The organism is Pseudomonas sp. LBUM1672 (assembly GCF_059695655.1).
The window spans coordinates 1,243,029-1,269,446 of sequence record NZ_CP166781.1 but is presented as its reverse complement, the minus strand read 5'-3'; the positions used below and the strand labels follow the sequence as shown (position 1 = coordinate 1,269,446).

Sequence of the window (26,418 nt, the reverse complement as noted above, 5' to 3'; positions counted from 1 at the left end):
CTGTCTAGAAACTAGAAACGTGAAGACAACAAGGCCCGGATTGTACCGGGCCTTGGCAAAAACATCAGCCTCGCGACTAACTCTCGATCAGGTTTTCCCGCGCCTCGTAAGCCAGGCGAACCGGGGCAAATGAGCGGCGGTGAATCGGGGTCGGCCCCAGGCGGGCCAGGGCTTCCAGATGAACGGGTGTCGGGTAGCCTTTGTGGCCGCCGATTCCGTAACCCGGGTAAATCAATTCGAAAGCAGCCATTTCACGATCGCGGCTGACTTTGGCCAGAATCGATGCGGCAGCAATGGCCGGCACCTTGCCGTCGCCCTGCACCACCGCTTCGGCGCGCATGGACAGTTTCGGGCAGCGGTTACCGTCGATCATCGCCAGTTTCGGCTGAATGTGCAGGCCTTCGATGGCGCGCTGCATGGCCAGCATGGTGGCATGCAGGATGTTCAGCTCGTCGATCTCTTCGACTTCGGCCCGGGCAATGCACCAGCTCAGGGCTTTTTCGCAGATTTCGTCGTAGAGTTTTTCGCGGCGGGCTTCAGTGAGCTTCTTCGAGTCGTTCAGGCCGAGGATCGGCCGATTCGGATCGAGAATCACCGCAGCCGTGACCACGGCACCGCAGAGCGGGCCGCGACCGACTTCGTCGACACCGGCAACCAAATCTTCCACTTCAGCGACCAAGGTGAAATCCAGCCCCATCTGCATGCTTGTCTTACTCATTGTACTTGGCCGATCAGTTTCAGCACGGCATCCGCCGCCTGGTTGGAGGCATCCAGACGCAAGGTCCGGTGGATTTCATCGAAGCCGCGGGTCTGTTCGGCGCCGCCCTCGATCAACGGTGACAAGGTCTGGGCCAGGGCTTCGACCGTCGCATCGTCCTGCAGCAACTCGGGCACCAAAAGGCGCTGGGCCAACAAGTTTGGCAGGGAGATGTAAGGGCTTTTCACCATGCGTTTGAGAATCCAGAACGTCAGCGGCGCCAGGCGATAAGCGACCACCATCGGCCGCTTGTACAACAGCGCCTCAAGGGTCGCCGTGCCGGAGGCAATCAACACGGCGTCGCAGGCTGCAAGGGCCAGGTGGGATTTGCCATCGAGCAGGGTCAGCGGCAGATCGCGACCAGCCAACAACTCTTCAAGCTGCACGCGGCGTTCCGGACTGGCGCAAGGCATGACGAACCGCACACCTGGGCGCAAGGCCCGCAGGCGTTGGGCGGTATCGAGGAACAACGCACCGAGACGGCCGACTTCGCCGCCACGACTGCCCGGCATCAACGCAACCAGCGGCCCTTCGGGCAAGCCGAGTTCGGCCCGCGCGGCGGCGCGATCGGCTTCAAGCGGGATCGCATCCGCCAGGGAATGCCCGACAAACCGCACCGGCACGCCCTTCTCTTCATAGAACTTCGCTTCGAACGGAAACAGCGTCAGCATCAGGTCGCAGCCTTCGCGAATCTTCAATACCCGCTTCTGCCGCCACGCCCACACCGACGGGCTGACGTAATGCACGGTCTTGATACCGGCCTGACGCAGCTTGAGTTCGATATTGAGGTTGAAGTCCGGAGCATCGATGCCGATGAACGCGTCCGGCTTTTCGGCGATCAGGTCGGCGATCAGCTTTTTACGACGCGCCATCAGCTCGCGCAATCGACCCAGCACTTCCACCAGGCCCATGACCGAAAGACGTTCCATCGGAAAATAAGAAGTCAGGCCTTCGGCCTGCATCAACGGGCCACCGACACCGATGAACTCCACCGCCGGATGCTGAGCCTTGAGTGCGCGCATGAGGCCCGCACCCAGAATGTCACCGGAAGCCTCACCCGCCACCAGCGCAATACGCAGATTAGCCATGATTAACGTGTGATGCCGCGGGTCGAAGACTGGATGGAATCACGGAACACCGCGACTTCCGGGAACTGGTCCGAGGGCTCGGCCAATTCGGCGAGCGCCTGCTCAACCGTCAGGCCCTGGCGGTAAACCACCTTGTAGGCACGACGCAGGGCGTGGATCGCGTCTTCGCTGAAACCACGACGGCGCATGCCTTCGAAGTTCATGCTGCGGGCTTCGGCGGGGTTGCCGAACACCGTGACGTACGCTGGAACGTCCTTGCCAATGGCGGTCCCCATGCCGGAAAAGCTGTGGGCACCGATGTGGCAATACTGGTGGACCAGGGTAAAACCGGACAGGATCGCCCAGTCTTCCACATGCACGTGGCCAGCCAACGCGGTGTTGTTGACCAGGATGCAATGATTGCCGATCACGCTGTCGTGGCCGATGTGGGCATAGGCCATGATCAGGTTGTGATCACCCAGAGTCGTTTCCGAGCGGTCCTGAATGGTCCCGCGGTGAATCGTCACGCCTTCACGGATGATGTTGTGGTCACCGATGACCAGACGGGTTTCTTCGCCTTTGTATTTCAGATCGGGCGTGTCCTCACCTACCGAAGAAAACTGGTAGATGCGGTTGTGCTTACCGATTCGGGTCGGGCCCTTGAGAATCACATGCGGCCCGATCACTGTCCCCTCGCCGATTTCCACACCTGCGCCGACGATCGACCATGGGCCGACCTCGACACCTTCGGCCAGAACGGCCGTCGGATCGATGATTGCGCGAGGGTCAATCAAACTCATAGTTTGCGTTCCGCGCAGATGATTTCAGCGGAGCAAACTGGCTTGCCATCGACCGAAGCCTGGCACTCGAACTTCCAGATCTGACGCTTGCAGCTGATGAAGCGGGCTTCGAGGATCAATTGGTCGCCTGGAGTGACGGGCTGGCGGAAACGCAGCTTGTCGGAGCCGACGAAGTAGTAGAGCGTGCCGTCGGCAGGCTTCACGTCGAGCATTTTGAAGCCAAGGATACCGGCAGCCTGAGCCATCGCTTCGATGATCAGTACGCCCGGCATGATTGGATGCGCAGGGAAGTGACCATTGAAGAACGGTTCGTTGATGCTGACATTCTTGTAGGCGCGAATGCGCTTGCCTTCCACATCCAGATCCACGACCCGGTCCACCAGCAGGAACGGGTAACGGTGAGGCAGGTATTCGCGAATCTCGTTGATGTCCATCATTTCGGGGGGAAGCCTATGTAAAGATTGGGAGCGCGCGACTGACGCGCACCCCTCTAGCAAATCAAGGAGGCAGTCTAGCGGCTGTGCACACTTGATATGGAAATGGTATCAGCCATCTGATGAAGCATTACCGTCAGGGGTCACGTCCCCTACACGCTTTTCCAGCTGTCGCAAACGTCGCGCGATGTCATCGAGCTGACGGATACGGGCCGCGCTTTTGCGCCATTCGGCTGCTGGTTGCATCGCCGTACCGGAAGAATAGGAACCCTTTTCGGTAATCGAGTGGGTCACCATGGTCATCCCGGTGATAAATACGTTGTCGCAGATTTCGATATGCCCCACCAGCCCTACGCCACCGGCGAGCATGCAATGCTTGCCGATTTTGGTGCTGCCGGAGATTCCCACGCACGCGGCCATGGCGGTGTGATCGCCGACCTGCACGTTGTGGGCGATCTGAATCTGATTGTCGAGCTTCACGCCGTTACCCAATACGGTATCGGCCAGCGCGCCGCGGTCGATAGCGGTATTCACGCCAATCTCCACATCATCACCGACCAATACACCACCGATCTGGGCAATTTTCTGCCAGACACCTTTCTCGTTGGCAAAACCGAAGCCTTCGCCGCCAAGTACGGCACCGGACTGAATCACGACCCGTTTTCCGATGCGCACGTCGTGGTACAGCGTGACCCGAGGGGCCAGCCAGCCGCCCTCGCCGATTTCGCACCGAGCCCCGATGAAGCAATGCGCCCCCACGGTGACACCGGCAGCGATACGCGCGCCGCTTTCGATCACCGCAAAGGCACCGATGCTCGCCGCCGGGTCAACCACTGCGTCCACAGCCACTACCGCTGTCGGGTGAATACCGGCAGGCGCCTTGGGCTTGGGATCGAACAGATGGGAAATACGTGCGTAGGCCAGGTACGGATCAGGCACCACCAAGGCATCGCCGGCAAAACCTTCAGCGTCTGCAGCCTTCAGCAACAGGGCTGCGGCCCGGCAGTCCACCAGGTATTTACGGTATTGGGGGTTTGCGAGAAAGCTCAACTGAGCTGGGCCAGCCTCTTGCAAAGTGGCTAGCCCAGTAATTTCTTTCTCCGGGTCGCCACGTAGTGTGGCGCCGAGGAACTCGGCCAACTGGCCGAGCTTTATAGTCGCTGTCATGGATTACTTCAGCTGATTCATGCGCTCGATAACCTGGCGAGTGATGTCGTACTGAGGTTTGACATCAATCACTGCGCCACGCTCGAAGACCAGGTCAAAAGCACCTTTCTTGATGACTTCTTCCACAGCGCTGTCCAGTTTCGGCTTGAGCTGCTTCAGCATTTCACGGTCGGCAACGGCTTTGGCTTCGTTCAGTTCCTTGGATTGGAACTGGAAGTCGCGGGCCTTTTGCTTGAACTCGAGCTCAAGACGTTCACGCTCGCCTTGCTGCATCTTGTCGCCGCCGGCCATCAGACGGTCCTGGATACCTTTGGCGCTGCTTTCCAGCGTCTTGAGCTTGGACAGTTGCGGACCAAACTTCTTCTCGGCATCCACAGCGTATTTCTTGGCCGCGTCGGATTCCAGCAGGGCCATCTGATAGTTCAGAACGGCGATTTTCATGTCGGCAAAAGCCGGTCCTGCTACCAGTACGGTCGCCAGGAGAACCAATTGAGTCAACTTACGCACGATGTACTCCTACAAAATCCATTGTCGTTATTTTGAGGCAGACGCTTAGAACGTCTGGCCGAGAGAGAATTGGAACACTTGAGTCTCAGCGTCATCCGGCTTCTTGATCGGCATGGCCAACGCGAAGCTCAGGGGACCCAGTGCGGTGACCCAGGTCACACCCACACCGACAGAGCTCGCAACGTTGCTCAAGCTGATGTCGTTGCACTCTGTTTGAGAGCTCGAACCGACATTGGCGTTCGTCGTTTTGTCGCACTTGGAATCGAATACGTTACCCACGTCCCAGAATACCGAAGTACGCAGTGAACGCTGATCCTTGACGAATGGCAGCGGGAACAGCAACTCGACACCACCCTGGATCAGAACGTTACCACCGAACGGCAGCGGATCCTGGTCCGGGTCGGCGAGTGTACCGGCGTTACCCGTTTCAGCCTGACCACGGCTAGGTGTACTGCGCGGCCCCAGGGTACTGTCCTTGAAGCCACGAACCGAGTTGAAACCACCAGCATAGTAGTTTTCATAGAACGGCAAGCCATCGGTGGAACCGTAGCCGTCGCCGTAGCCCAGTTCGGTGTGAAGACGAACGGTGTAGTTTTCGGTGATTGGCTGGAACAGCTGACCACGGTAATCCAGTTTAAAGAACGACAGGTCGCTACCCGGCGTCGTGGTTTCCAGAGTCAGACTCTGGGAATGGCCACGGGTCGCCAGCACACCTTTGTTCAAAGTCGACTCGGACCACCCGGCCGACGCCTTGAAGTTCAGGTAGCTGTCGCCTTCACGGTTAACGAAGTCGAAAATCTCGTCAACGGTGTACTGACCGGTCTTGATCTTGTCCTGTTGCGCGCTCAAGCCAAAGGTCAGACGCGAAGTCTCACTGATCGGGTAACCGACGTTAACGCCAGCACCCAGGCTGTCTACGGCATAGCTGGCTACGTCGACATCAAGGTCTTTATAGTCGGTGGTGCGATAGAACGCGTTGTAACCCAGGCTCACGCCATCAGCAGTCCAGTACGGGTCGACATAACCGAAGTTATAGCGGCTCTGGTATTCACTGCGGGTCAAACCGACGCTGACCTTGTTACCGGTACCCAGGAAGTTGTTCTGAGTGATCGAACCACCGAGGATCAGACCGGCGCTCTGGGCGAAGCCGACGCTGGCAGTGATCGAACCGGAAGCCTGTTCTTCAACGCTGTAGTTCACGTCAACCTGGTCATCGACACCCGGTACAGCAGGGGTTTCAACGTTCACTTCTTTAAAGAAGCCCAAACGCTCAAGACGGGTCTTGGATTGATCGATCAGGTAGGTCGAAGCCCAACCGCCTTCCATCTGACGCATTTCGCGGCGCAGCACTTCGTCTTCGGACTTGGTGTTGCCACGGAAGTTGATGCGGTTGACGTAAGCACGTTTGCCCGGATCGACGGCGAACGTGATATCGACGGTGTGATCTTCATCGTTCGGCTGAGGCACGCCGTTGACGTTGGCGAAGGTGTAGCCCTCGTTACCCAGGCGACGGGTAATCAGTTCGGACGTGGTGGTCATCAGCTTGCGCGAGAACACCTGACCTTTCTGAACCAGCAGCAGGGACTTGACCTGGTCTTCAGGAACCTTCAGGTCGCCGCTCAGCTTGACGTCACGAACGGTGTATTTCTCGCCTTCGTTGACGTTGACGGTGATGTAGACGTGTTTCTTGTCCGGGGTAATGGACACCTGGGTCGAAGCGATATCCATGTTGATATAGCCACGGTCCAGGTAGTAGGAGCGCAGACGCTCCAGGTCACCGGACAGTTTTTCACGAGCGTACTTGTCATCGTTCTTGAAGAACGACAACCAGTTGGTGGTCTTCAATTCAAACAGGTCGATCAGGTCTTCCTCAGGGAAGACCGTGTTACCCACCACGTTGATGTGCTGGATAGCCGCAACGGTACCTTCGTTGATGTTGACCTTCAGGCCGACACGGTTACGCGGCTGCGGCACCACTTCGGTGTCAACGGTAGCCGAGTAGCGACCCTGGGCGACATATTGACGCTGCAGTTCGTTACGGACACCTTCGAGGGTGGCACGCTGGAAGATCTCGCCTTCGGCCAGACCGGATTGTTTGAGGCCCTTCATCAGGTCTTCAGTAGAGATCGCCTTGTTACCTTCGATCTCGATACTGGCGACCGACGGACGCTCGACTACCGTAATGACAAGGACGTTGCCATCGCGGCCCAGCTGGATATCTTGAAAGAACCCGGTTTTGAACAGCGCACGAGTGGATTCCACCAGGCGACGATCATCCGCCTGTTCACCGACGTTTAACGGCAAAGCACCAAAGACGCTACCCGCGGAGACCCGCTGGAGGCCATTGACGCGAATATCAGAGATAGTGAAGGACTCGGCGTGAACTTCGGCGATCATCAATACGGTGAGAACCGCAGTTAGCAGCAGACGTTTCATGAAGTCCTTTCTTATTCCAACTGGCAATAAACAAACTGCCGCAAAATGCGGCAGATTCGCAATTCAGCGAAGTGTTACAGACGGCCCAAATCATTGACCAGAGCAAGCAACATCACCCCGACCACCAAACTGATACCGATCTGTATCCCCCAACCCTGCACCCGATCTGACAAGGGACGACCACGCGCCCACTCGATCAGATAAAACAACAAATGCCCCCCATCCAGTACAGGAATGGGCAACAAATTCAGAACCCCCAGGCTAATACTCAGATAAGCAAGGAAATTCAGGAAATCAGCGACACCCGACTGGGCAGAAGCGCCCGCCACTTTAGCAATGGTTATCGGTCCACTCAAGTTTTTTACCGAGAGCTCGCCGAACAACATTTTCTTGAGCGAATCGAGCGTCAGTACGCTCATGGTCCAGGTGCGTCGAGCACCCTCGCCAATTGCGGCCACAGGACCATAACTGACTTCGCGAATCATCTCTGGCGGCCAATCGACCGCTTTCACCCCTGCGCCCAGATAACCGGTGGGTGCCTTGCTCCCGCCGCGAGCAGCCAAGGTCACAGGGACGTCGATTTGAGCACCATCGCGCTCAACACGCAGCATGATTTTGGTATCTGGATGCATACGAACGGTGTCGACCACCTGCTGCCAGTCATCAAGTGACTTGCCATCAAGCGCCAACAGCCGATCACCGGTCTTCAGGCCGGCAGCCTGGGCCGGGCCTTTCGAATCAAGTTCAGCCAACACCGGCGGTAATGCCGGACGCCATGGACGAATACCCAACGAACGAATCGGATCCGGCTCGTCAGCGCCCTTGAGCCATTTATCCAGCATCAGCTCACGAGGCGAATCCGCCGAGGAGCCCTGCTCACGCACCAACAACTGAAGAGAACCGCTCTCGCCAAGACGACGGACCAGCTGCAAATTCACCGCGCCCCAGCCGGATGTCGGCTCGCCATCGATGGCAATAATTTCCTGCCCTGCGCTCAGACCGGCCTTGGCGGCAATGCTGCCGGATTCGACCGCGCCGATGACCGGGCGCACCTGCTCGCTGCCGAGCATGGCCAACACCCAGAAAAACACCATGGCCAATAGAAAGTTGGCGATCGGCCCAGCCGCCACGATGGCAATACGCTGACGGACAGATTTGCGATTGAAGGATTGATCGACCTGATCAACCGGCACTTCGCCTTCGCGCTCGTCGAGCATCTTCACGTAGCCGCCCAACGGAATGGCGGCCACTACGAACTCCGTGCCTTTCTTGTCGTGCCAGCGCAGCAGCGGCATGCCGAAGCCCACGGAGAAACGCAGCACTTTGACCCCACAGCGACGTGCGACCCAGAAATGGCCGAATTCGTGGAAGGTGACCAGCACGCCCAATGCAACCAGGGTGCCGACAATCATATAGAGCGCGCTCATCTACTTTCTCCGCAATCCTATCCAGTGCCGCATGGGCCAACGTATTGCAGCACTTACCGCCCGTGACGGCTCAACCATTGCCCGGCCAGTTCTCGCGCTTTCGCGTCGGCCGTAAACACCGCCTCGAGATCATCCACCGCAACGACTGGCTCGAGGTTTAGCACTTCCTCGATGATACTCGCGATTTCCGGGTAGCGAACCCGCTCGTCGAGAAACGCCGCGACAGCCACTTCATTCGCCGCATTGAGCATGGCCGGTGCACTATTGCCGGCTTCGGCGGCCTGACGCGCAAGGCGCAGGCAAGGGAAGCGTTCTTCATCGGGCGCCTGGAAGTCCAGGCGCGCGATGGCAAACAGATCCAGCGGCGCTACACCCGAATCGATACGCTCCGGCCAGGCCAGGGCGTTGGCGATCGGCGTGCGCATGTCCGGATTGCCTAACTGTGCGAGCACCGAGCCATCGATATAGTCGACCAGCGAATGAATCACGCTCTGCGGGTGAATCACCACTTCGACCTGGGACGGCTTGGCGTCGAACAACCAGCAGGCTTCAATCAACTCGAGGCCTTTGTTCATCATGCTGGCCGAATCGACCGAAATCTTGCGACCCATGGACCAGTTCGGATGCGCGCACGCTTGCTCAGGGGAAACATGCACCAACTCGGCCATCGGCGTCTGTCGGAACGGACCGCCAGAGGCTGTCAGCAGAATCCGACGCACACCGACCGCGCCAAGCCCGCGAGCGAAATCCTGTGGCATGCACTGAAAAATCGCATTGTGTTCGCTGTCGATCGGCAGCAGCACCGAACCGCTTTTGCGCACCGCCTGCATGAACAGCGCACCCGACATGACCAACGCTTCTTTGTTGGCCAGCAGGATCTTCTTGCCCGCCTCGACCGCCGCCAGGGTCGGACGCAAGCCCGCCGCACCAACGATGGCCGCCATGACCGCATCGACCTCAGGGTCGGAAGCCACCTGACACAGGCCCTCTTCCCCCACCAATACGCGGGTCGACAGGCCTGCAGCACGCAAGTCGTCCTGCAAGGTCCGGGCAGCGCCCACCTCCGGCACGACGGCAAACCGTGGCGTATGACGCACGCACAAGGCCAGCAACTCACTCAGGCGCGTGAAACCACTCAACGCGAACACCTGATAGCGCTCGGGATGACGAGCGATTACGTCCAGGGTGCTCAGACCGATCGAGCCGGTCGCCCCCAGAACGGTAATCTGCTGTGGGCGGCTCACGGTGCGGCCATCCACAACAGCACGGCAAATACGGGGATCGCGGCCGTCAGGCTGTCGATGCGATCCAGCACACCGCCGTGCCCCGGCAGCAGATTACTGCTGTCCTTGATCCCGGATTGACGCTTGAACATGCTCTCAGTGAGGTCACCCACGACCGAGATGAATACGATCACTGCCGCACCGATCAGGCCCATCAGCATCTGCACGAAACTCCAGTCGCGCACAAAGCCAACGATCGCCGTAATCACCAGGCTCAGCAGCAAGCCGCCGTACACGCCTTCCCAGCTCTTGCCAGGACTGACCATTGGCGCCAGCTTGCGCTTGCCGAATGCACGACCGGAAAAGTACGCGCCAATATCGGCCCCCCAGACCAGCACCATCACCGCCATGATCAGCCAGTTACCCAAGGGTTGCTGCTTGATCTGGACCAGACCTTGCCAGGCCGGCAGCAGGATCAGCAAACCGATCACCAGCTTGCAGGCGGCGCTGGACCAGTGTTCGCTGGAACTCGGGTAGGTCAGCACCAGATAGGTCGCCACGCCCCACCAGAGCACCGAAGCCCCCAACACCCAGGGCGCGAGCCCCGGCAGGATGTGCATGACAAACAGCATCAATGCGACCACAACCGCGTAGGCAACGCGCATCGGCTGGGCATTGAAGCCTGCCAGGCGAGCCCACTCCCATGCGCCGAGGGTCACGACCAGCCCGATGAACAGCGCAAAGCCCGTGCCTTCAAGCAGGAAAAACCCGCACAAAGCGATCGGCAGCAGGATCAGCGCGGTGATGATTCGTTGTTTGAGCATTAAACCCGGGCTCCAGCCTCGACCTGCTCGCTCGTTTTACCGAAGCGACGCTGGCGAGAAGCGAAATCGGCCAGCGCGTTACGCATGGCGTCGTGTTTGAAGTCCGGCCAGAACAGGTCGGAGAAGTACAACTCGGCATAAGCCAGTTGCCAGAGCAGGAAGTTGCTGATGCGGTGTTCGCCACCGGTGCGGATACACAAGTCCGGCAACGGCAGGTCACCGGTGGCCAGACAGGTCTGCAACAGCTCCGGCGTGATGTCCTCCGGACGCAGATGCCCGGCCTGAACTTCACGCGCCAGACGCTGCGCGGCTTGCGCGATGTCCCACTGACCGCCGTAGTTGGCGGCGATCTGCAAGACAAAGCGGTTGGCACCGGCGGTCATCGCCTCGGCTTCACGCATGGCGACCTGAAGCTCGGGATGAAAGCGCGAACGATCACCGATGATGCGCAGACTGATGTTGTTGTCATTGAGGCGCTTGGCCTCACGACGCAACGCCTTGAAGAACAGATCCATCAAGGCACTGACCTCATCGGCCGGGCGCTGCCAGTTCTCACTGGAGAAGGCGAACAGGGTCAATACCTCGACCCCGGCCTCGGCGCACACTTCAATCACTGCGCGAACCGCATCCACGCCCGCTTTATGCCCGGCAACACCCGGCATAAAGCGCTTTTTCGCCCAGCGATTATTACCATCCATGATGATCGCGACATGGCGCGGCACCGCGGACGGCACAGTCTGCTTAGTCTTTTCCATGAAAACGCGACCCTTATACGGCCATCAGGTCTTTTTCTTTCTGTGCCAGATGCGAGTCGATTTCAGCCACGTACTTCTTGGTCAAATCGTCGATCTCGCCAGTGGCGCGACGCTCTTCGTCTTCGCTGATTTCTTTTTCCTTGACCAGATCCTTCAGCGAGCTGTTGGCATCGCGACGGATGTTGCGCACGGCAACACGGGCATCTTCAGCGACATCGCGAGCCTGCTTGGTGAAGCCCTTGCGGGTTTCTTCAGTCAGGGCCGGCATGGAGATCAGCAGCAACTCACCCAGGTTGGTCGGGTTGAGGTTCAGACCCGCGCTACCAATGGCTTTGTCGACGGCACCGAGCATGTTGCGCTCAAAGGCAACAACTTGCAGGGTACGGGCGTCTTTGACGGTGATGTTCGCCACTTGCTTGATCGGGGTGTCGGAACCGTAATACGGCACCATCACACCTTCAAGAATGCTTGGGTGCGCCTGGCCGGTACGAATACGGCCGAAGTTGTGCAGCAGCGATTCCACGGATTTCTTCATGCGCTCTTGAGCGTCTTTCTTGATTTCATTGATCATTGTTGGCCTTCCTCGATCAGGGTCCCTTCAGCGCCGCCATGCACGATGTTCAGCAGGGCGCCGGGCTTGTTCATGTTAAAGACACGCAACGGCATCTTGTGGTCGCGGCAAAGGCAAATGGCCGTCAGATCCATCACGCCCAGCTTGCGATCCAGCACTTCATCGTAAGTCAGATGATCGAACTTCTCGGCATGCGGGTCTTTGAATGGGTCAGCGGTGTAGACGCCATCGACCTTGGTCGCCTTGAGCACGACATCGGCATCGATTTCGATCGCTCGCAAGCAGGCTGCCGAATCCGTAGTGAAGAACGGATTACCGGTACCGGCCGCGAAAATCACCACTTCCTTGGCGTTCAGGTGACGCATGGCTTTGCGGCGATCGTAATGATCGGTCACGCCCACCATGGAAATGGCCGACATCACGATGGCCGAGATATTGGCACGTTCCAGCGCATCGCGCATCGCCAAGGCGTTCATCACAGTGGCCAGCATGCCCATGTGGTCGCCAGTTACCCGATCCATGCCGGCCGCGCTCAGCGCTGCACCGCGGAACAGGTTGCCACCGCCGATCACCAGACCGACCTGAACACCGATGCCGACCAGTTGGCCGACTTCAAGCGCCATGCGATCCAGAACTTTCGGATCGATCCCGAACTCTTCCGAGCCCATCAGGGCCTCGCCGCTAAGCTTGAGTAGAATGCGTTTATAGCGAGCCTGATAACCACTGCCCTGCTGAGCCATTGCGAATCTCTCCTGCGGCGTATTTTAAAAATTCTTTGCGAGCTGTTTACAGCTGGCGTTCACTCTAGCTTGGCGCTGCTTCAGCGCCATCGGAACATGGCTTTGTAAGCCAGTTCCAAAGGGAAACCAATAAAAATTGGTGCCCCATCTGAAAAGAGGCTGCGCGCGTTAGCGGGCAGCCTCTTCAGGGCGACAGTTAAAAACCGTCTTATTGCTTGGCGGCAGCCAGCTGGGCAGCAACTTCTTCAGCGAAGTTGTCGACCGGCTTCTCGATGCCTTCACCTACCTTGAAGTAGGTGAAAGAAACGATTTCTGCACCGGCTTTCTTGGCCAGTTCGCCAACCTTGATTTCAGGGTTCTTGACGAACGCCTGCTCAACCAGGCTCGCTTCAGCCAGGAACTTGCTGATACGGCCTTTGACCATGTTTTCAACGATGTTTTCCGGCTTGCCGGCGATCTTGTCAGCGTTGAGGGTCAGGAACACGCCTTTCTCGCGCTCGACCGCTTCAGCGGAAACTTCCGATGGCAGCAGGAATTCAGGGTTGGTGGCCGCTACGTGCATAGCGATGTCCTTGGCCAGCTCAACGTTGCCGCCTTTCAGAACAACTGCAACACCGATCTTGTTGCCGTGCAGGTAACCACCAACAACATCACCTTCAACGCGAGCCAGGCGACGGATGTTGACGTTTTCGCCAACCTTGCCGACCAGAACCAGGCGATCAGCTTCTTGTGCTTCGATCAGCGGAGCAACATCAGTCAGCTTGTCAGCGAATGCTTTTTCAACGCTGGAAGCAACGAATGCCTTGAAGTCGTCCTGCAGAGCCAGGAAGTCGGTCTGCGAGTTCACTTCCAGCAGAACGGCGGATTTACCGTCTTCTTTCAGAGCGATCGCGCCTTCAGCAGCTACGTTGCCTGCTTTCTTGGCAGCCTTGATGGCGCCCGAAGCACGCATATCATCAATGGCTTTTTCGATGTCGCCGCCGGCCTTGGTCAAGGCCTTTTTGCAGTCCATCATGCCTTCGCCAGTACGCTCACGCAGTTCTTTAACCAACGCTGCAGTAATCTCTGCCATTTTAAAATTCCTCTTGGATAGGTTTTCAACCATTCCACCCGATCGAACGGGCGATCAATTCTTCCCGACCCCACTTGTTAGCGGCTGCACGTTACAAAGGCTGTAGCTGCGCTGCTCACAAACGGTTTTCGAGGTGGCAAAAAGGGGGCCAAGCCCCCTTTTTGCTTACTGAGTCAACGCCAGGGCGTCAATTACTCAGCTGCAGCTGCCGGAGCTTCTTCAACGAACTGCTCGGTGCCGCCAGCAACGTGGTTGCGACCGCGGATGACTGCGTCAGCCATCGAACCCATGTACAACTGGATAGCGCGGATTGCGTCATCGTTGCCTGGGATGATGTAGTCAACGCCTTCCGGGCTGCTGTTGGTATCGACTACGCCGATAACCGGGATACCCAGCTTGTTGGCTTCGGTGATCGCGATGCGCTCGTGATCAACGTCGATAACGAACAGAGCGTCTGGCAGACCGCCCATGTCCTTGATACCACCCAGGGAACGATCGAGCTTCTCAAGATCGCGAGTGCGCATCAGCGCTTCTTTCTTGGTCAGCTTGGCGAAAGTACCGTCTTCGGCTTGCACTTCAAGGTCACGCAGACGCTTGATGGAAGCACGGATGGTTTTGAAGTTGGTCAGCATGCCGCCCAACCAGCGGTGATCGACGTACGGCGAACCGCAACGTGCTGCTTCTTCAGCAACGATCTTGCCAGCGGAACGCTTGGTGCCGACGAACAGAATCTTGTTTTTGCCCTGGGCCAGACGCTCTACGAAAGTCAGAGCTTCGTTGAACATTGGCAGGGTTTTTTCAAGGTTGATAATGTGGATCTTGTTACGCGCGCCGAAAATGTATTTACCCATTTTCGGGTTCCAGTAACGGGTCTGGTGACCGAAGTGCACACCGGCCTTCAGCATATCGCGCATGTTGACTTGGGACATGATAGTTCCTTAATAAGTCGGGTTTGGCCTCCACGTATCCCAATGACCAACCAGCAGCATCAGCTGAAGGCACCCAGGTCATCGTGTCGACACGTGTGTGGATTTAAGCCTTTCGGGGTATCCCCGGAAAGCGGCGCATTTTATATCACAAGGCTTGCAAAAACGGAACCCGGATTCTCGATTCCTGGTCCGTGACTTCAACAGGGCCCTTGGAATCGCCCAAGAATGCGCCAATCTATAGAGAGAAGCGATGCACAGAGGCTCAGATTTGCGCTGATCGTCTGTTAGAATCGCGTTTTTCAGGGCCGCGAAGATCGAACGCGCAATGCCCATTTCGTTTTAGCAAGCGCCATCGAGCGCAGAGAGAGCCTGTATGACCGTCACCCTCAAAACCTCCGAGGACATCGCAAAGATGCGTGTCGCCGGCAAACTGGCCGCCGATGTGCTGGAAATGATTGCCGAACATGTCAAGCCGGGGATCACCACCGAAGAACTGGACCGCATCTGCCACGACTACATCGTCAACGAGCAGAAAGCCATCCCCGCCCCGCTCAACTACAAAGGCTACCCGAAGTCGATCTGCACCTCGATCAACCACGTGGTCTGCCACGGCATCCCGAACGAGAAGCCGCTGAAGGATGGCGACACCCTGAACATCGACGTCACCGTCATCAAGGACGGTTTCCACGGCGACACCAGCCGCATGTTCCACGTCGGCACTGTACCGGTCTGGGCCGAGCGCCTGTCGCAGGTGACTCAGGAATGCATGTACAAGGCCATCGAGATCGTCAAACCCGGCTGCCGCTTGGGCGACATCGGTGAAATCATCCAGAAACACGCTGAAAAGAACGGTTTCTCGGTGGTTCGTGAGTTCTGCGGTCACGGTATCGGCAAGGTATTCCACGAAGAGCCGCAGATCCTGCACTACGGCCGCGCCGGCACCGGCATGGAACTGAAAGCAGGCATGACTTTCACCATCGAGCCGATGATCAACCAGGGCAAGGCTGACACCAAGGTCTTGGGCGACGGTTGGACCGCGATCACCAAGGACCGCAAATTGTCGGCCCAGTGGGAACACACCCTGCTGGTGACAGAAACCGGTTACGAGATCTTCACCTTGCGCGCCGATGACACCATCCCGCGCGTTTCGGCCTGATCCGCCCCCAGGCAGCTCCCAGCCTTATAGATAGATAGGAAAGCCAATCGATGCCGCAGGTGGATCCCGAACTCTTCGACCGCGGCCAGTTCCAGGCAGAACTGGCCCTGAAGGCAAGCCCGATCGCGGCCTTCAAGAAGGCGATCCGCCAGGCCCGCGAGGTGCTCGACGGGCGCTTTCGCAGCGGCCGCGACATTCGCCGGCTGATCGAGGATCGCGCCTGGTTCGTCGATAACATCCTGCAAAAGGCCTGGGAGCAATTCAACTGGAGCGAAGATGCCGACATCGCGCTGGTCGCGGTCGGCGGCTACGGTCGCGGCGAGTTACACCCTTATTCCGACATCGACCTGCTGATCCTGCTGGACAGCGCCGATCACGAAGTTTTCCGTGACTCCATCGAGCGTTTTCTGACGTTGTTGTGGGACATCGGCCTGGAAGTCGGTCAGAGCGTTCGCTCGGTCGACGAATGCGCCGTCGAGGCCCGCGCCGACCTGACAGTCGTCACCAACCTTATGGAGAGCCGTACCATCTGCGGCCCCGAGCGTTTGCGCCAGCGCATGCTCGACGTCACCAGTACCGCGCACATGTGGCCGAGCAAGGACTTTTTCCTGGCCAAGCGCGCCGAGCAAAAGGCCCGTCACCACAAATACAACGATACCGAATACAACCTGGAACCCAACGTCAAAGGCTCGCCTGGCGGCCTGCGGGATATTCAGACGATTCTGTGGGTGGCCCGCCGCGAATACGGCACCCTGAACCTGCGGGCCCTGGCCGGTGAAGGCTTCCTGGTCGAAAGCGAAAACGCCCTGCTGGCCTCGTCCCAAGAGTTTTTGTGGAAGGTCCGGTACGCGCTGCACATGCTCGCCGGGCGCTCCGAAGACCGCCTGCTGTTCGACCACCAGCGCTCGATTGCCGGGCTGCTGGGTTTCGAGGGCGATGACGCCAAGCAAGCCATCGAAAACTTCATGCAGCAGTATTACCGGGTGGTCATGAGCATTGCCCAGCTCAGCGACTTGATTATCCAGCACTTCGAAGAAGTCATCCTCGCCCCGGAGGACGAAGCGCCGCCGCAGCCGATCAACTCGAGGTTCCAGCTGCACGACGGTTACATCGAGGCGCGCAACGACAACGTGTTCCGCCGCACGCCGTTCGCCATGCTCGAGATCTTCGTGCTGATGGCCCAGCAGCCTGAAATCAAAGGCGTGCGCGCCGATACCATTCGCCTGCTGCGCGAGCACCGTCACCTGATCGATGACGATTTCCGCAATGACATTCGCAACACCAGCCTGTTCATCGAGCTGTTCAAGTGCAGGATCGGCATCCACCGCAACCTGCGCCGGATGAACCGCTACGGCATTCTTGGGCGCTATCTGCCGGAGTTCGGCTTCATTGTCGGGCAGATGCAGCATGACCTGTTTCACATTTATACAGTCGACGCCCACACACTGAATCTGATCAAGCACCTGCGCAAGTTGCAGTACACGCAAGTGTCGGAAAAATTCCCGCTGGCCAGCAAGCTCATGGCCAAGCTACCCAAACCCGAGCTGATTTATCTGGCCGGCCTGTACCACGACATCGGCAAGGGCCGGCATGGCGATCACTCGGAAATCGGTGCGGTGGATGCCGAAGCCTTTTGCCAGCGCCACCAGCTCCCGGTGTGGGACAGCCGCCTGATCGTCTGGCTGGTGCAGAACCACCTGGTGATGTCGACCACCGCCCAGCGCAAGGACTTGTCCGACCCGCAGGTGATCCACGACTTCGCACAAGCCGTCGCCGACGAAACCCGTCTCGACTATCTGTATGTGCTGACCGTCGCCGACATCAACGCCACCAACCCGACGCTGTGGAACTCCTGGCGTGCCAGCCTCTTGCGCCAGCTCTACACCGAGACCAAGCGCGCCTTGCGCCGCGGCCTGGAAAACCCGGTGGATCGCGAAATGCAGATCCGCCAGACCCAAAGTGCAGCCCTGGACATTCTTGTGCGCGGCGGTACCGATCCGGACGATGTCGAACAGCTGTGGTCGCAATTGGGCGATGACTATTTCCTGCGTCACACCGCCGGCGACGTCGCCTGGCACAGTGACGCGATCCTCCAGCAACCAGCCGATGGCGGGCCGCTGGTATTGATCAAGGAAACCACCCAGCGCGAATTCGAGGGCGGCACGCAGATCTTCATCTATGCGCCCGACCAGCACGACTTCTTCGCCGTGACCGTGGCCGCGATGGACCAGCTCAACCTGAACATTCACGACGCCCGGGTCATCACCTCCAGCAGCCAGTTCACCCTCGACACCTACATCGTGCTCGACACTGACGGCGACTCGATCGGCGATAACCCGGCACGGGTCAAACAGATCCGCGAAGGCCTGACCGAAGCGTTGCGCAATCCGGACGACTACCCGACCATCATCCAGCGCCGCGTGCCGCGCCAGCTCAAGCATTTCGCCTTTGCGCCACAGGTGACGATCCACAATGACGCGCAGCGCCCGGTGACAGTGCTGGAACTCAGCGCGCCGGATCGCCCGGGGCTGCTGGCGCGAATCGGCACGATCTTCCTCGAGTTCGACCTGTCGCTGCAGAACGCCAAGATTGCGACCCTCGGCGAACGCGTGGAAGACGTGTTCTTCATCACCGACGCGAACAACCATCCGCTGTCCGACCCGTTGCTGTGCACCCGCTTGCAGGATGCGATCGTTGAACAGCTGACTGTCAGTAATGAACCCGATATCAAATTGTCACGCTTGAGTATTTGAACTAACCAACTTTCCCTGTGGGATCGAGCTTTTGTGGTGAGGGAATTTATCCCCTCACCACAAAAGCTCGATCCCACATTAGAAGAGGCCCCCATGAACAACGCTCTGAACCAGTTGCAGCCCTACCCGTTCGAGAAGCTCCGCGCCCTGCTCGGCAGCGTCACGCCAAACCCGGACAAGCGCGCCATCGCGCTGTCCATTGGCGAGCCGAAGCACCGTTCGCCAAGCTTCGTCGCCGAAGCCCTGGCAAGCAATCTGGATCAGATGGCCGTGTACCCGACCACGCTCGGCATCCCGGCTTTGCGTGAAGCCATCGCTGCATGGTGCGAACGCCGCTTCAACGTTCCGACCGGCTGGCTTGACCCGGCGCGCAACGTGCTGCCGGTCAACGGCACCCGTGAAGCGTTGTTTGCCTTCACCCAGACCGTGGTCAACCGTGGCGAAGACGCCCTGGTGGTCAGCCCGAACCCGTTCTATCAGATCTACGAAGGCGCGGCATTCCTCGCCGGGGCCAAGCCACATTACCTGCCGTGCCTGGACGAGAACGGCTTCAACCCCGATTTCGACGCGGTCTCGTCAGACATCTGGAAACGCTGCCAGATCCTGTTCCTGTGCTCACCAGGCAACCCGACCGGCGCGCTGATTCCAGTCGACACCCTGAAGAAGCTGATCGCCTTGGCTGACGAATACGACTTCGTGATTGCCGCCGACGAGTGCTACAGCGAACTGTACTTCGACGAACAAACCCCGCCGGCCGGTCTGCTCAGTGCCTGCGTGGAACTGGGCCGCAAGGACTTCAAGCGCTGCGTGGTGTTCCACAGCTTGTCCAAGCGCTCCAATCTGCCAGGCCTGCGCTCAGGATTTGTCGCCGGTGATGCCGACATCCTCAAAGGTTTCCTGCTCTATCGCACCTACCACGGCTGCGCCATGCCGGTTCAGACCCAACTGGCCAGCGTCGCCGCGTGGAATGACGAAGTGCATGTACGCGCCAACCGAGCGCTGTACCGCGAGAAGTACGATGCGGTGCTGGAGATCCTCGGTCCAGTGATGGACGTGCAGCGTCCAGACGGCGGTTTTTATTTGTGGCCGAATGTTGAGGGCGACGACGAAGCGTTTTGCCGTGATCTGTTTGTTGAAGAACATGTGACGGTGGTGCCGGGTTCTTACCTGTCCCGTGAGGTGGATGGCGTCAACCCAGGTGCCGGTCGAGTGCGGATGGCGCTGGTCGCGCCTCTGGCGGAATGCGTGGAAGCCGCCGAACGTATTCGCGCGTTTATTACCCGCAAGCAGTAATCCATGAAGCCGTGCCAGTCAATCTGGCACGGCAACTTGTATGACCAGATCCGACTTCAATACAACAAGCCCTACTCCATCACAAGACACTACAGCGTTTACAAAGCCATATTGTTTGTCGAGTGCAATACCCGACAATTCTAACAACACCAAGTAACACACCCCGCAAGTTTTCCACTTTACTAAACCTGTCACCAACACTAAATTCTACTTCCGTAAAAAGCCGCACCCCTATTAATCAAACAAGGAAGTTAGACCATGGATTACAGCGTAACTTTTTCTATAATAGCGCCCGAAGACTTCGACGCCCTCTGTCACTTTGCAAATACAGCGCACACGCCAACTCAGGTTTCCCCAGGAGTTGCAAAATAATGTGGGCCAAGAAAAAACCTTCCAAGTTCTGGACTCCCGGCCGCACTCTTCGCATCGCCTTTCTCAATGGCACCGAAGAATGTAAAGCCGCGACCATCTCTGCAGCCAGCCATTGGCTACCGCACATCAACTTGAAATTCGAATTCGTCGAAGGTAAAGAAGGCGACATCCGCATACTGAGCGAGGAAGGAACGTTCTCGTCTAAAGTCGGCACAGATGCACTGTTATCTGCAGATGAGCCGACAATGAGGCTCTGGCCACACTCACCCATCCACGCTCGTTATTTTGCAGCCAATGTGATGCATGAATTCGGACATATGCTGGGGGCAGAACATGAGCAGACCCACCCGACGGCAAACATCCCCTGGAACACGTCAGCCCTTTATGCGCAACATGGAATAACCGACAACCCTGAAGAAGACAACTACCGCGCCAGAGTGACGCGAGAAAGACTGCACCAATGGTACCTGGATCGCGCAGCCCCCGACGCAAGCGTTTATTCAGAGTACGACCGAAAGTCAATCATGCACTACGTCATCCAGCAATCCTGGACCGAAGGCGACTTCCAGGTTTTTCTCAATTTTGATCTCAGCGAAAAAGACAAGGCTTTCATGGCGAAGGCTTATCCGTATCCCGACAATGAGTAAGTCGCCGGCTTTCACAGAACGCAGTTAATTTGTCATGGCCATCGAAAACAAAGTCCCCGTTCTTACGCCAACGGACAAAACCTCAGCAAGCGAACGACAAGTAAGTTAATCATGCACTCTATTACTCCATGCAAAACAATCCACCCCTGTGATGAACTCGCCTCTTACGATGCAGCCATCCTGGAAAACCCCCGCAACGCCCAACCCTCTTCTGCGGGTCGACGTACCAAGCGCGCCATCGGCATCTGGAGCAAATTCTGGGGTAACGGCCGGACGTTAAGAATCGCGTTCGTGGATACTCCAACTCAAACGAAACGGCTAGCCATCGAAGCGTTGATCAAACAATGGCAACCCTCAGTCAACTTGCACTTCGAATTTGTTGATGACGGTGAAAGCGAGATCAGGATTTCCACATCCAGCGCAACCAACGACTCCGCAGTGGGAACCGATGCGCTGTTGTACGAACAACACCAGCCGACGCTGAATCTGAACATTGAAATGGACCATCCAGAATTCGAAGCAACCGTGCTGCACGAGTTCGGTCACGCACTGGGGCTAAAGCACGAGCAGCAACACCCAAAGGCAAACATTCCCTGGGACAAACCGAAAGTCTACGAATTTTATAAAACCAACTATGGGTGGACCGATGAAGACACGGACCTTAATGTCCTGACGCCCCTTCAAGGCAGCGACTATTTATCGGGCCCCTACGATAAGGATTCGATCATGCACTACCCGGTTCCGAACGAGTTGACGACTGAGGATTGGGAGGTGGGTATCAACACAAAAATCAGCATGCTGGACAGGCGAGTCATGCGCAAAGCCTATCCGAAGTTTCGATCGATCGACGCCGTCTGATTCAGGCCCAGCAGCCTGTGTCACCTCGCTATTGGCCTTGGAGGCCTATTTGACCGATCCGGGATTGGTCTCACTCAAATCCGGCCCACACGACACCTCTTGTAATACGTCATCACCCATCTGGCGATGACGACAGAGACTATACAACTCCAGGCGCTGCGCCCGCGGCGCCTTTTACGAACGCCACATCGGCGTTGGCCAGTGATACACGCCTGTTATTGCCAACCAAAGCGAACCCGGACGTTGCAGGCGGTTTGCATAAAACGCGGCGCCCAGGCAATCGACAGCATTGAAGTGCCATATTAGCCACTTAGACTGCGGGCTGGCCGTTGAGCCCATGTCGCATCGTCCTGACACACCGCTCCCACAGGTTTTGCGGTGGCATGACAACCACGGCCGACGCGAAACCGCTCGGTCATGGCATAATCCGTCACCTTTAATTTCCAGCACCTGCAAAGGGGGCAATTCCTTGACCGTTTCAAGCAAAACGTTGCACCTTTTCGGCATCAAAGCCTGCGACACCATGAAAAAGGCGCGCACCTGGCTCGATGAACACGCTGTCAGCTATGACTTCCATGATTACAAGACGGCCGGAATCGACCGTGAACACCTGAACCAATGGTGCGACGAGCACGGCTGGCAAGTGGTGTTGAACCGTGCAGGCACGACCTTTCGCAAACTCGACGACGAACGCAAAGCCGATCTCGACCAAGCGAAAGCGATCGAACTGATGCTCGCACAACCCTCGATGATCAAGCGCCCGGTGCTTGATCTCGGTGAACGAACCCTGATTGGCTTCAAGCCAGATATCTACGCGGCGGCGCTCAAGTAAGCCTGCCCGTTCCATTTTGTTAGAGGTATCAACATGTCCACTACTCTGTTCAGCCTGGCCTTTGGTGTCGGCACTCAAAACCGTCAAGGCGCATGGCTGGAAGTGTTTTACGCACAGCCGCTGCTCAACCCGTCTGCCGAACTGGTCGCGGCCATCGCGCCGGTTCTGGGCTACACCGAAGGCAACCAGGCCATCGCATTCAGCACTGCCCAGGCCTCGCAACTGGCTGAAGCGCTGAAAGGCGTCGACGCTGCACAAGCTGCTTTGCTGACCCGTCTGGCCGAAAGCCACAAGCCGCTGGTCGCGACCATTCTGGCCGAAGACGCTCAACTGACCTCCACGCCTGAGGCTTACCTCAAGCTGCACCTGCTGTCCCATCGTCTGGTCAAGCCGCACGGCCTGAACCTGGCGGGCGTGTTCCCGCTGTTGCCGAACGTGGCCTGGACCAGCCAGGGCGCCATCGACCTGGCCGAACTGGCCGAGCATCAGCTGGAAGCCCGTCTGCGCGGCGAGTTGCTGGAAGTGTTCTCGGTAGACAAGTTCCCGAAAATGACCGACTACGTGGTTCCGGCCGGTGTGCGTATCGCTGACGCGGCGCGTATTCGTCTGGGTGCTTACGTCGGCGAAGGCACCACCGTGATGCACGAAGGTTTCGTCAACTTCAACGCCGGCACCGAAGGCCCGGGCATGATCGAAGGCCGTGTGTCGGCTGGCGTCTTCGTCGGCAAGGGCTCGGATCTGGGCGGCGGTTGCTCGACCATGGGCACCCTGTCGGGTGGCGGCAACATCGTGATCAAGGTCGGCGAAGGCTGCCTGATCGGCGCGAACGCCGGTATCGGCATTCCGTTGGGCGATCGCAACACCGTTGAGTCCGGCCTGTACGTGACCGCGGGGACCAAAGTGGCGCTGCTGGACGAAAACAACAAACTGGTCAAAGTCGTGAAAGCGCGTGAACTGGCGGGTCAGCCTGACCTGCTGTTCCGCCGCAATTCGGAAACCGGTGCCGTGGAATGCAAAACCCACAAATCGGCGATCGAACTGAACGAAGCGCTGCACGCTCACAACTAAGCAGCGCCACACGGATTACCCTGTAGGAGCGAAGCTTGCTCGCGAAAGGGCCCTTGAGGCCGCCAAAAAGCTTCGCGTGCAAGCTTCGCTCCTACAGGTTCGGCGTAGGCCCGACCATCAGGTCAGGCGTACACCCGCCCATGTTGACCAGGGCCGCATAACATGATGATTCCCTCCCCCTGGCGCGCCGACTTCCCGGCCATCGCCGCGCTGCAACGGCAGGACCAGACCTATCTGGACAACGCCGCTACCACGCAAAAACCTCAAGCCCTGCTGGACGCTTTGGCGCATTACTACGCCAATGGCGCGGCCAACGTGCATCGGGCGCAACACTTGCCCGGCGCCCATGCCACCCAGGCGTTCGAGGCCAGCCGCAGCAAAGTCGCCCAATGGCTGAATGCCGGCGATTGCGGGCAAATCATCTTTACCCACGGCGCGACTTCCGCGCTGAACCTCCTGGCGTATGGCCTGGAGCACTTATTCAACCCGGGCGATGAAATTGTCATCAGCGCCCTGGAGCACCACGCCAACCTGCTGCCGTGGCAGCAACTGGCTCTGCGTCGCGACTTGAAACTGGTGATTCTGCCGCTGGACGCTGACGGTTTGATCGACCTTGATGCCGCCGCGCAATTGATCAGTCCGCACACCCGTTTGCTGGCGGTCAGTCAGCTATCGAACGTGCTCGGCGCCTGGCAGCCCTTGCCCGCCTTGCTGGCGATGGCCAAGGCGCACGACGCATTGACCGTGGTCGATGGCGCACAAGGCGTGGTTCATGGCCGGCATGACGTGCAGGCGCTAGGTTGCGACTTTTATGTGTTCTCCAGCCACAAGCTCTATGGCCCCGACGGTCTGGGCGTGTTGTTCGGTCGCCATGAAGCGCTCAAACAACTGCGCCATTGGCAGTTTGGCGGCGAGATGGTGCTGGATGCGGATTACCACAGTTCACGCTTTCGCCCTGCCCCATTGGGTTTCGAGGCGGGCACACCGCCGATTGCCAGTGTGATCGGCCTTGGGGCAACGCTGGATTATCTGGCGGGGCTTGATCAGGACGCCGTGTCTGCCCATGAAGCGGCGCTGCATGACTATTTGTTGAAAGGTCTTGAAGCGCGCAATGGCATTCGGCTGCTGGGCAAGCCGCAACTGGCCTTGGCCAGTTTTGTCGTCGAGGGTGTGCATAACTCTGATCTGGCGCATTTGCTGACCGAACAGGGCATCGCGGTGCGCGCCGGACATCACTGTGCGATGCCGTTGCTCAAAAGCTTTGAACTGGCTGGGGCGATCCGGGTGTCGTTGGCGCTGTACAACGATTCCGAAGACCTCGAGCGGTTCTTTGAAGCGCTGGATCAGGCCCTGGAGTTGTTGCGATGAGCTTGCCGGCCGATGCCGTTACCGCCCTCGAAACCTTTCAGAATGCGCCCGGCTGGGAACAGCGGGCGCGGCTGTTGATGCAATGGGGCGACCGCCTGCCTGCGTTGAGTGATGTGGATAAAATCGACGCCAACCGCGTGCATGGCTGTGAAAGCCAGGTGTGGTTGGTGGGTTCGCTGGATGACGGTCACTGGCAGTTTGCGGCGAGCAGCGATGCACGGTTGATTCGCGGGTTGGTGGCCTTGCTGCTGGCGCGGGTCAACGGGTTGTCGGCGGATGAGTTGCGGCAGGTGGATTTGCCGGAGTGGTTCAATCAGCTTGGGCTGAGTCGGCAACTGTCGCCTTCGCGCAGTAATGGCCTTAATGCCGTGTTACAGCGAATGAATGAGTTGGCAGGCTAATCGCCTTCGCGAGCAAGCCCGCTCCCACAGGGGAATGCATTCCAGCGTGGGAGCGGGCTTGCTCGCGAAGAGGTCATCAACCACGCCATCAAACTTGAGGTTTGACCCGATCCGCCGGCCGCCGCACACCCGCCACAATCTTATCCACAGCCTTGGTCGCCGCGACCATGCCGAACGTCGCCGTCACCATCATCACCGCGCCAAACCCGCCGGCGCAGTCGAGCTTCACGCCATCGCCGACAAAACTCTTCTGCAAGCAAATGCTCCCATCCGGTTTCGGGTAGCGCAGTTGTTCGGTCGAGAACACGCACGGCACGCTGTAATGACGGGTCACGGTGCGTGAAAAGCCGTAATCCCGGCGCAGGGTCGAGCGCACTTTCGACGCCAGTGGATCATTGAAAGTCCGGTTCAGGTCGCAGACCTGGATCAACGTCGGGTCGATCTGTCCGCCCGCCCCGCCGGTGGTGATGATCTGGATCTTGCGGCGTTTGCACCATGCAATCAGCGCCGCTTTCGCATTCACGCTGTCGATGCAGTCGATCACGCAGTCGATGTTCGGCGTGATGTACTCGGCCATGGTCTCGCGCGTGACGAAATCCGCCACCGCGTGCACCGTGCAGTCCGGGTTGATACCGCGTAAACGCTCGGCCATCACCTCGACCTTGGGTTTGCCGACAGTGCTGTCCAGCGCGTGCAACTGACGGTTGGCGTTGCTGACGCAGACGTCATCGAGGTCGAACAGCGAAATCTCGCCCACGCCACACCGGGCGATGGCTTCCGCCGCCCAGGAACCGACGCCACCGACGCCGACGATCGCCACATGGGCTGCGCGCAGGCGCTCAAGTCCGTCGATGCCATACAAACGGGCGATGCCTGCAAACCGCGGATCTTCTGTACTCATGACCATTACCCCAAAAACCGGCGCGCATTATAGGGCTAGTACTGCAACAAGTTCTAAGTT

Annotated in this window: 25 protein-coding genes; 9 read left to right on the top strand and 16 right to left on the bottom strand. The window is 58.3% G+C overall.

Annotated features, from left to right (window positions below):
* Positions 1-76: 76 nt before the first annotated feature.
* The 15 genes from rnhB to rpsB all read right to left on the bottom strand — a co-directional run bounded on the left by rnhB (position 77) and on the right by rpsB (position 14,709).
* A complete protein-coding gene (gene rnhB, locus ACA053_RS05595; protein WP_010462803.1) occupies positions 77-703 on the bottom strand; it encodes a ribonuclease HII in 627 nt (208 codons plus the stop codon).
* Positions 704-714: 11 nt separating this feature from the next.
* The gene (lpxB, locus tag ACA053_RS05590) at positions 715-1,845 is read right to left on the bottom strand and encodes a lipid-A-disaccharide synthase (RefSeq protein WP_497394701.1); all 1,131 of its coding nucleotides are present in this window, start codon (positions 1,843-1,845) and stop codon (positions 715-717) included.
* Between the two features lie 2 nt (positions 1,846-1,847).
* A complete protein-coding gene (gene lpxA / locus ACA053_RS05585) occupies positions 1,848-2,624 on the bottom strand; it encodes an acyl-ACP--UDP-N-acetylglucosamine O-acyltransferase (RefSeq protein ID WP_109628214.1) in 777 nt (258 codons plus the stop codon).
* The gene (gene fabZ, locus ACA053_RS05580) at positions 2,621-3,061 is read right to left on the bottom strand and encodes a 3-hydroxyacyl-ACP dehydratase FabZ (RefSeq protein ID WP_008154051.1); all 441 of its coding nucleotides are present in this window, start codon (positions 3,059-3,061) and stop codon (positions 2,621-2,623) included. Before fabZ ends, lpxA begins: the two co-directional genes overlap by 4 nt.
* A 108-nt stretch (positions 3,062-3,169) precedes the next feature.
* Entirely contained in the window at positions 3,170-4,225 is a 1,056-nt protein-coding gene (gene lpxD, locus ACA053_RS05575; protein WP_109628213.1) for a UDP-3-O-(3-hydroxymyristoyl)glucosamine N-acyltransferase, read from the bottom strand.
* 3 nt (positions 4,226-4,228) lie between these two features.
* Entirely contained in the window at positions 4,229-4,732 is a 504-nt protein-coding gene (locus ACA053_RS05570) for an OmpH/Skp family outer membrane protein (RefSeq protein WP_010462812.1), read from the bottom strand.
* A gap of 45 nt (positions 4,733-4,777) precedes the next feature.
* Entirely contained in the window at positions 4,778-7,168 is a 2,391-nt protein-coding gene (gene bamA / locus ACA053_RS05565; protein WP_497315905.1) for an outer membrane protein assembly factor BamA, read from the bottom strand.
* 74 nt (positions 7,169-7,242) lie between these two features.
* Positions 7,243-8,595: a sigma E protease regulator RseP gene (gene rseP, locus ACA053_RS05560; RefSeq protein WP_109628211.1), complete on the bottom strand. Its 1,353-nt coding sequence runs from the start codon at positions 8,593-8,595 to the stop codon at positions 7,243-7,245.
* A 53-nt stretch (positions 8,596-8,648) separates the two neighbouring features.
* Complete coding sequence (gene ispC, locus ACA053_RS05555) at positions 8,649-9,839, bottom strand: 1-deoxy-D-xylulose-5-phosphate reductoisomerase (RefSeq protein WP_109628210.1); 1,191 nt, start codon at positions 9,837-9,839, stop codon at positions 8,649-8,651.
* Complete coding sequence (locus ACA053_RS05550) at positions 9,836-10,642, bottom strand: phosphatidate cytidylyltransferase (protein ID WP_109628209.1); 807 nt, start codon at positions 10,640-10,642, stop codon at positions 9,836-9,838. The genes ispC and ACA053_RS05550 overlap by 4 nt, the downstream gene beginning before the upstream one ends.
* The gene (gene uppS, locus ACA053_RS05545) at positions 10,642-11,397 is read right to left on the bottom strand and encodes a polyprenyl diphosphate synthase (RefSeq protein ID WP_109628208.1); all 756 of its coding nucleotides are present in this window, start codon (positions 11,395-11,397) and stop codon (positions 10,642-10,644) included. The genes ACA053_RS05550 and uppS overlap by 1 nt, the downstream gene beginning before the upstream one ends.
* 13 nt (positions 11,398-11,410) lie before the next feature.
* On the bottom strand, positions 11,411-11,968 hold the full coding sequence (gene frr, locus ACA053_RS05540) for a ribosome recycling factor (protein WP_109628207.1): 558 nt from the start codon (positions 11,966-11,968) through the stop codon (positions 11,411-11,413).
* On the bottom strand, positions 11,965-12,708 hold the full coding sequence (pyrH, locus tag ACA053_RS05535; protein WP_003172271.1) for a UMP kinase: 744 nt from the start codon (positions 12,706-12,708) through the stop codon (positions 11,965-11,967). Before pyrH ends, frr begins: the two co-directional genes overlap by 4 nt.
* A gap of 208 nt (positions 12,709-12,916) precedes the next feature.
* Positions 12,917-13,780, bottom strand: coding sequence for a translation elongation factor Ts (gene tsf, locus ACA053_RS05530; protein ID WP_063342635.1), 864 nt, complete (start codon positions 13,778-13,780; stop codon positions 12,917-12,919).
* A gap of 191 nt (positions 13,781-13,971) precedes the next feature.
* The gene (rpsB, locus tag ACA053_RS05525; RefSeq protein WP_007907989.1) at positions 13,972-14,709 is read right to left on the bottom strand and encodes a 30S ribosomal protein S2; all 738 of its coding nucleotides are present in this window, start codon (positions 14,707-14,709) and stop codon (positions 13,972-13,974) included.
* 373 nt (positions 14,710-15,082) lie between these two features.
* Between rpsB and map the strand changes: the two genes are divergently transcribed.
* From map to ACA053_RS05480, 9 genes are all read left to right on the top strand, one after another.
* Positions 15,083-15,865: a type I methionyl aminopeptidase gene (gene map / locus ACA053_RS05520; RefSeq protein WP_497394700.1), complete on the top strand. Its 783-nt coding sequence runs from the start codon at positions 15,083-15,085 to the stop codon at positions 15,863-15,865.
* Between the two features lie 50 nt (positions 15,866-15,915).
* Complete coding sequence (locus ACA053_RS05515) at positions 15,916-18,618, top strand: [protein-PII] uridylyltransferase (RefSeq protein WP_109628205.1); 2,703 nt, start codon at positions 15,916-15,918, stop codon at positions 18,616-18,618.
* Positions 18,619-18,711: 93 nt separating this feature from the next.
* Positions 18,712-19,911 (top strand): succinyldiaminopimelate transaminase, encoded by a 1,200-nt coding sequence (gene dapC, locus ACA053_RS05510; protein ID WP_497315897.1) that lies wholly within the window; start codon positions 18,712-18,714, stop codon positions 19,909-19,911.
* Positions 19,912-20,282: 371 nt separating this feature from the next.
* Positions 20,283-20,930 carry a zinc metalloprotease gene (locus tag ACA053_RS05505; RefSeq protein WP_497394699.1) on the top strand — a complete coding sequence of 216 codons (648 nt, stop codon included), beginning with the start codon at positions 20,283-20,285 and terminating at the stop codon, positions 20,928-20,930.
* A 111-nt stretch (positions 20,931-21,041) separates the two neighbouring features.
* On the top strand, positions 21,042-21,788 hold the full coding sequence (locus ACA053_RS05500; protein ID WP_497394698.1) for a M12 family metallopeptidase: 747 nt from the start codon (positions 21,042-21,044) through the stop codon (positions 21,786-21,788).
* 469 nt (positions 21,789-22,257) lie between these two features.
* Positions 22,258-22,620, top strand: coding sequence for an ArsC family reductase (locus tag ACA053_RS05495; RefSeq protein ID WP_497315891.1), 363 nt, complete (start codon positions 22,258-22,260; stop codon positions 22,618-22,620).
* 33 nt (positions 22,621-22,653) lie between these two features.
* Positions 22,654-23,688: a 2,3,4,5-tetrahydropyridine-2,6-dicarboxylate N-succinyltransferase gene (dapD, locus tag ACA053_RS05490; RefSeq protein WP_497394697.1), complete on the top strand. Its 1,035-nt coding sequence runs from the start codon at positions 22,654-22,656 to the stop codon at positions 23,686-23,688.
* A gap of 162 nt (positions 23,689-23,850) precedes the next feature.
* Positions 23,851-25,056 carry an aminotransferase class V-fold PLP-dependent enzyme gene (locus ACA053_RS05485; protein WP_497315887.1) on the top strand — a complete coding sequence of 402 codons (1,206 nt, stop codon included), beginning with the start codon at positions 23,851-23,853 and terminating at the stop codon, positions 25,054-25,056.
* On the top strand, positions 25,053-25,457 hold the full coding sequence (locus ACA053_RS05480) for a SufE family protein (RefSeq protein ID WP_497394696.1): 405 nt from the start codon (positions 25,053-25,055) through the stop codon (positions 25,455-25,457). The genes ACA053_RS05485 and ACA053_RS05480 overlap by 4 nt, the downstream gene beginning before the upstream one ends.
* Before the next feature lie 88 nt (positions 25,458-25,545).
* On the opposite strand, the gene tcdA is transcribed toward ACA053_RS05480, so the two are convergent.
* Entirely contained in the window at positions 25,546-26,358 is an 813-nt protein-coding gene (tcdA, locus tag ACA053_RS05475) for a tRNA cyclic N6-threonylcarbamoyladenosine(37) synthase TcdA (RefSeq protein ID WP_371922057.1), read from the bottom strand.
* Between the last annotated feature and the right edge of the window lie 60 nt (positions 26,359-26,418).

Coding starts and splice junctions, on each gene's coding strand:
- bamA (WP_497315905.1), bottom strand. CDS start 7,168: ATGAAACGTCTGCTGCTAACTGCGGTTCTCACCGTATTGATGATCGCC.
- pyrH (WP_003172271.1), bottom strand. CDS start 12,708: ATGGCTCAGCAGGGCAGTGGTTATCAGGCTCGCTATAAACGCATTCTA.
- ACA053_RS05500 (WP_497394698.1), top strand. CDS start 21,042: ATGCACTCTATTACTCCATGCAAAACAATCCACCCCTGTGATGAACTC.
- map (WP_497394700.1), top strand. CDS start 15,083: ATGACCGTCACCCTCAAAACCTCCGAGGACATCGCAAAGATGCGTGTC.
- uppS (WP_109628208.1), bottom strand. CDS start 11,397: ATGGAAAAGACTAAGCAGACTGTGCCGTCCGCGGTGCCGCGCCATGTC.
- frr (WP_109628207.1), bottom strand. CDS start 11,968: ATGATCAATGAAATCAAGAAAGACGCTCAAGAGCGCATGAAGAAATCC.
- rnhB (WP_010462803.1), bottom strand. CDS start 703: ATGCAGATGGGGCTGGATTTCACCTTGGTCGCTGAAGTGGAAGATTTG.
- lpxD (WP_109628213.1), bottom strand. CDS start 4,225: ATGACAGCGACTATAAAGCTCGGCCAGTTGGCCGAGTTCCTCGGCGCC.
- ACA053_RS05505 (WP_497394699.1), top strand. CDS start 20,283: ATGTGGGCCAAGAAAAAACCTTCCAAGTTCTGGACTCCCGGCCGCACT.
- ACA053_RS05485 (WP_497315887.1), top strand. CDS start 23,851: ATGATGATTCCCTCCCCCTGGCGCGCCGACTTCCCGGCCATCGCCGCG.
- lpxB (WP_497394701.1), bottom strand. CDS start 1,845: ATGGCTAATCTGCGTATTGCGCTGGTGGCGGGTGAGGCTTCCGGTGAC.
- fabZ (WP_008154051.1), bottom strand. CDS start 3,061: ATGATGGACATCAACGAGATTCGCGAATACCTGCCTCACCGTTACCCG.
- tcdA (WP_371922057.1), bottom strand. CDS start 26,358: ATGAGTACAGAAGATCCGCGGTTTGCAGGCATCGCCCGTTTGTATGGC.
- ACA053_RS05515 (WP_109628205.1), top strand. CDS start 15,916: ATGCCGCAGGTGGATCCCGAACTCTTCGACCGCGGCCAGTTCCAGGCA.
- rseP (WP_109628211.1), bottom strand. CDS start 8,595: ATGAGCGCGCTCTATATGATTGTCGGCACCCTGGTTGCATTGGGCGTG.
- dapD (WP_497394697.1), top strand. CDS start 22,654: ATGTCCACTACTCTGTTCAGCCTGGCCTTTGGTGTCGGCACTCAAAAC.
- ACA053_RS05550 (WP_109628209.1), bottom strand. CDS start 10,642: ATGCTCAAACAACGAATCATCACCGCGCTGATCCTGCTGCCGATCGCT.
- lpxA (WP_109628214.1), bottom strand. CDS start 2,624: ATGAGTTTGATTGACCCTCGCGCAATCATCGATCCGACGGCCGTTCTG.
- ACA053_RS05480 (WP_497394696.1), top strand. CDS start 25,053: ATGAGCTTGCCGGCCGATGCCGTTACCGCCCTCGAAACCTTTCAGAAT.
- dapC (WP_497315897.1), top strand. CDS start 18,712: ATGAACAACGCTCTGAACCAGTTGCAGCCCTACCCGTTCGAGAAGCTC.
- tsf (WP_063342635.1), bottom strand. CDS start 13,780: ATGGCAGAGATTACTGCAGCGTTGGTTAAAGAACTGCGTGAGCGTACT.
- rpsB (WP_007907989.1), bottom strand. CDS start 14,709: ATGTCCCAAGTCAACATGCGCGATATGCTGAAGGCCGGTGTGCACTTC.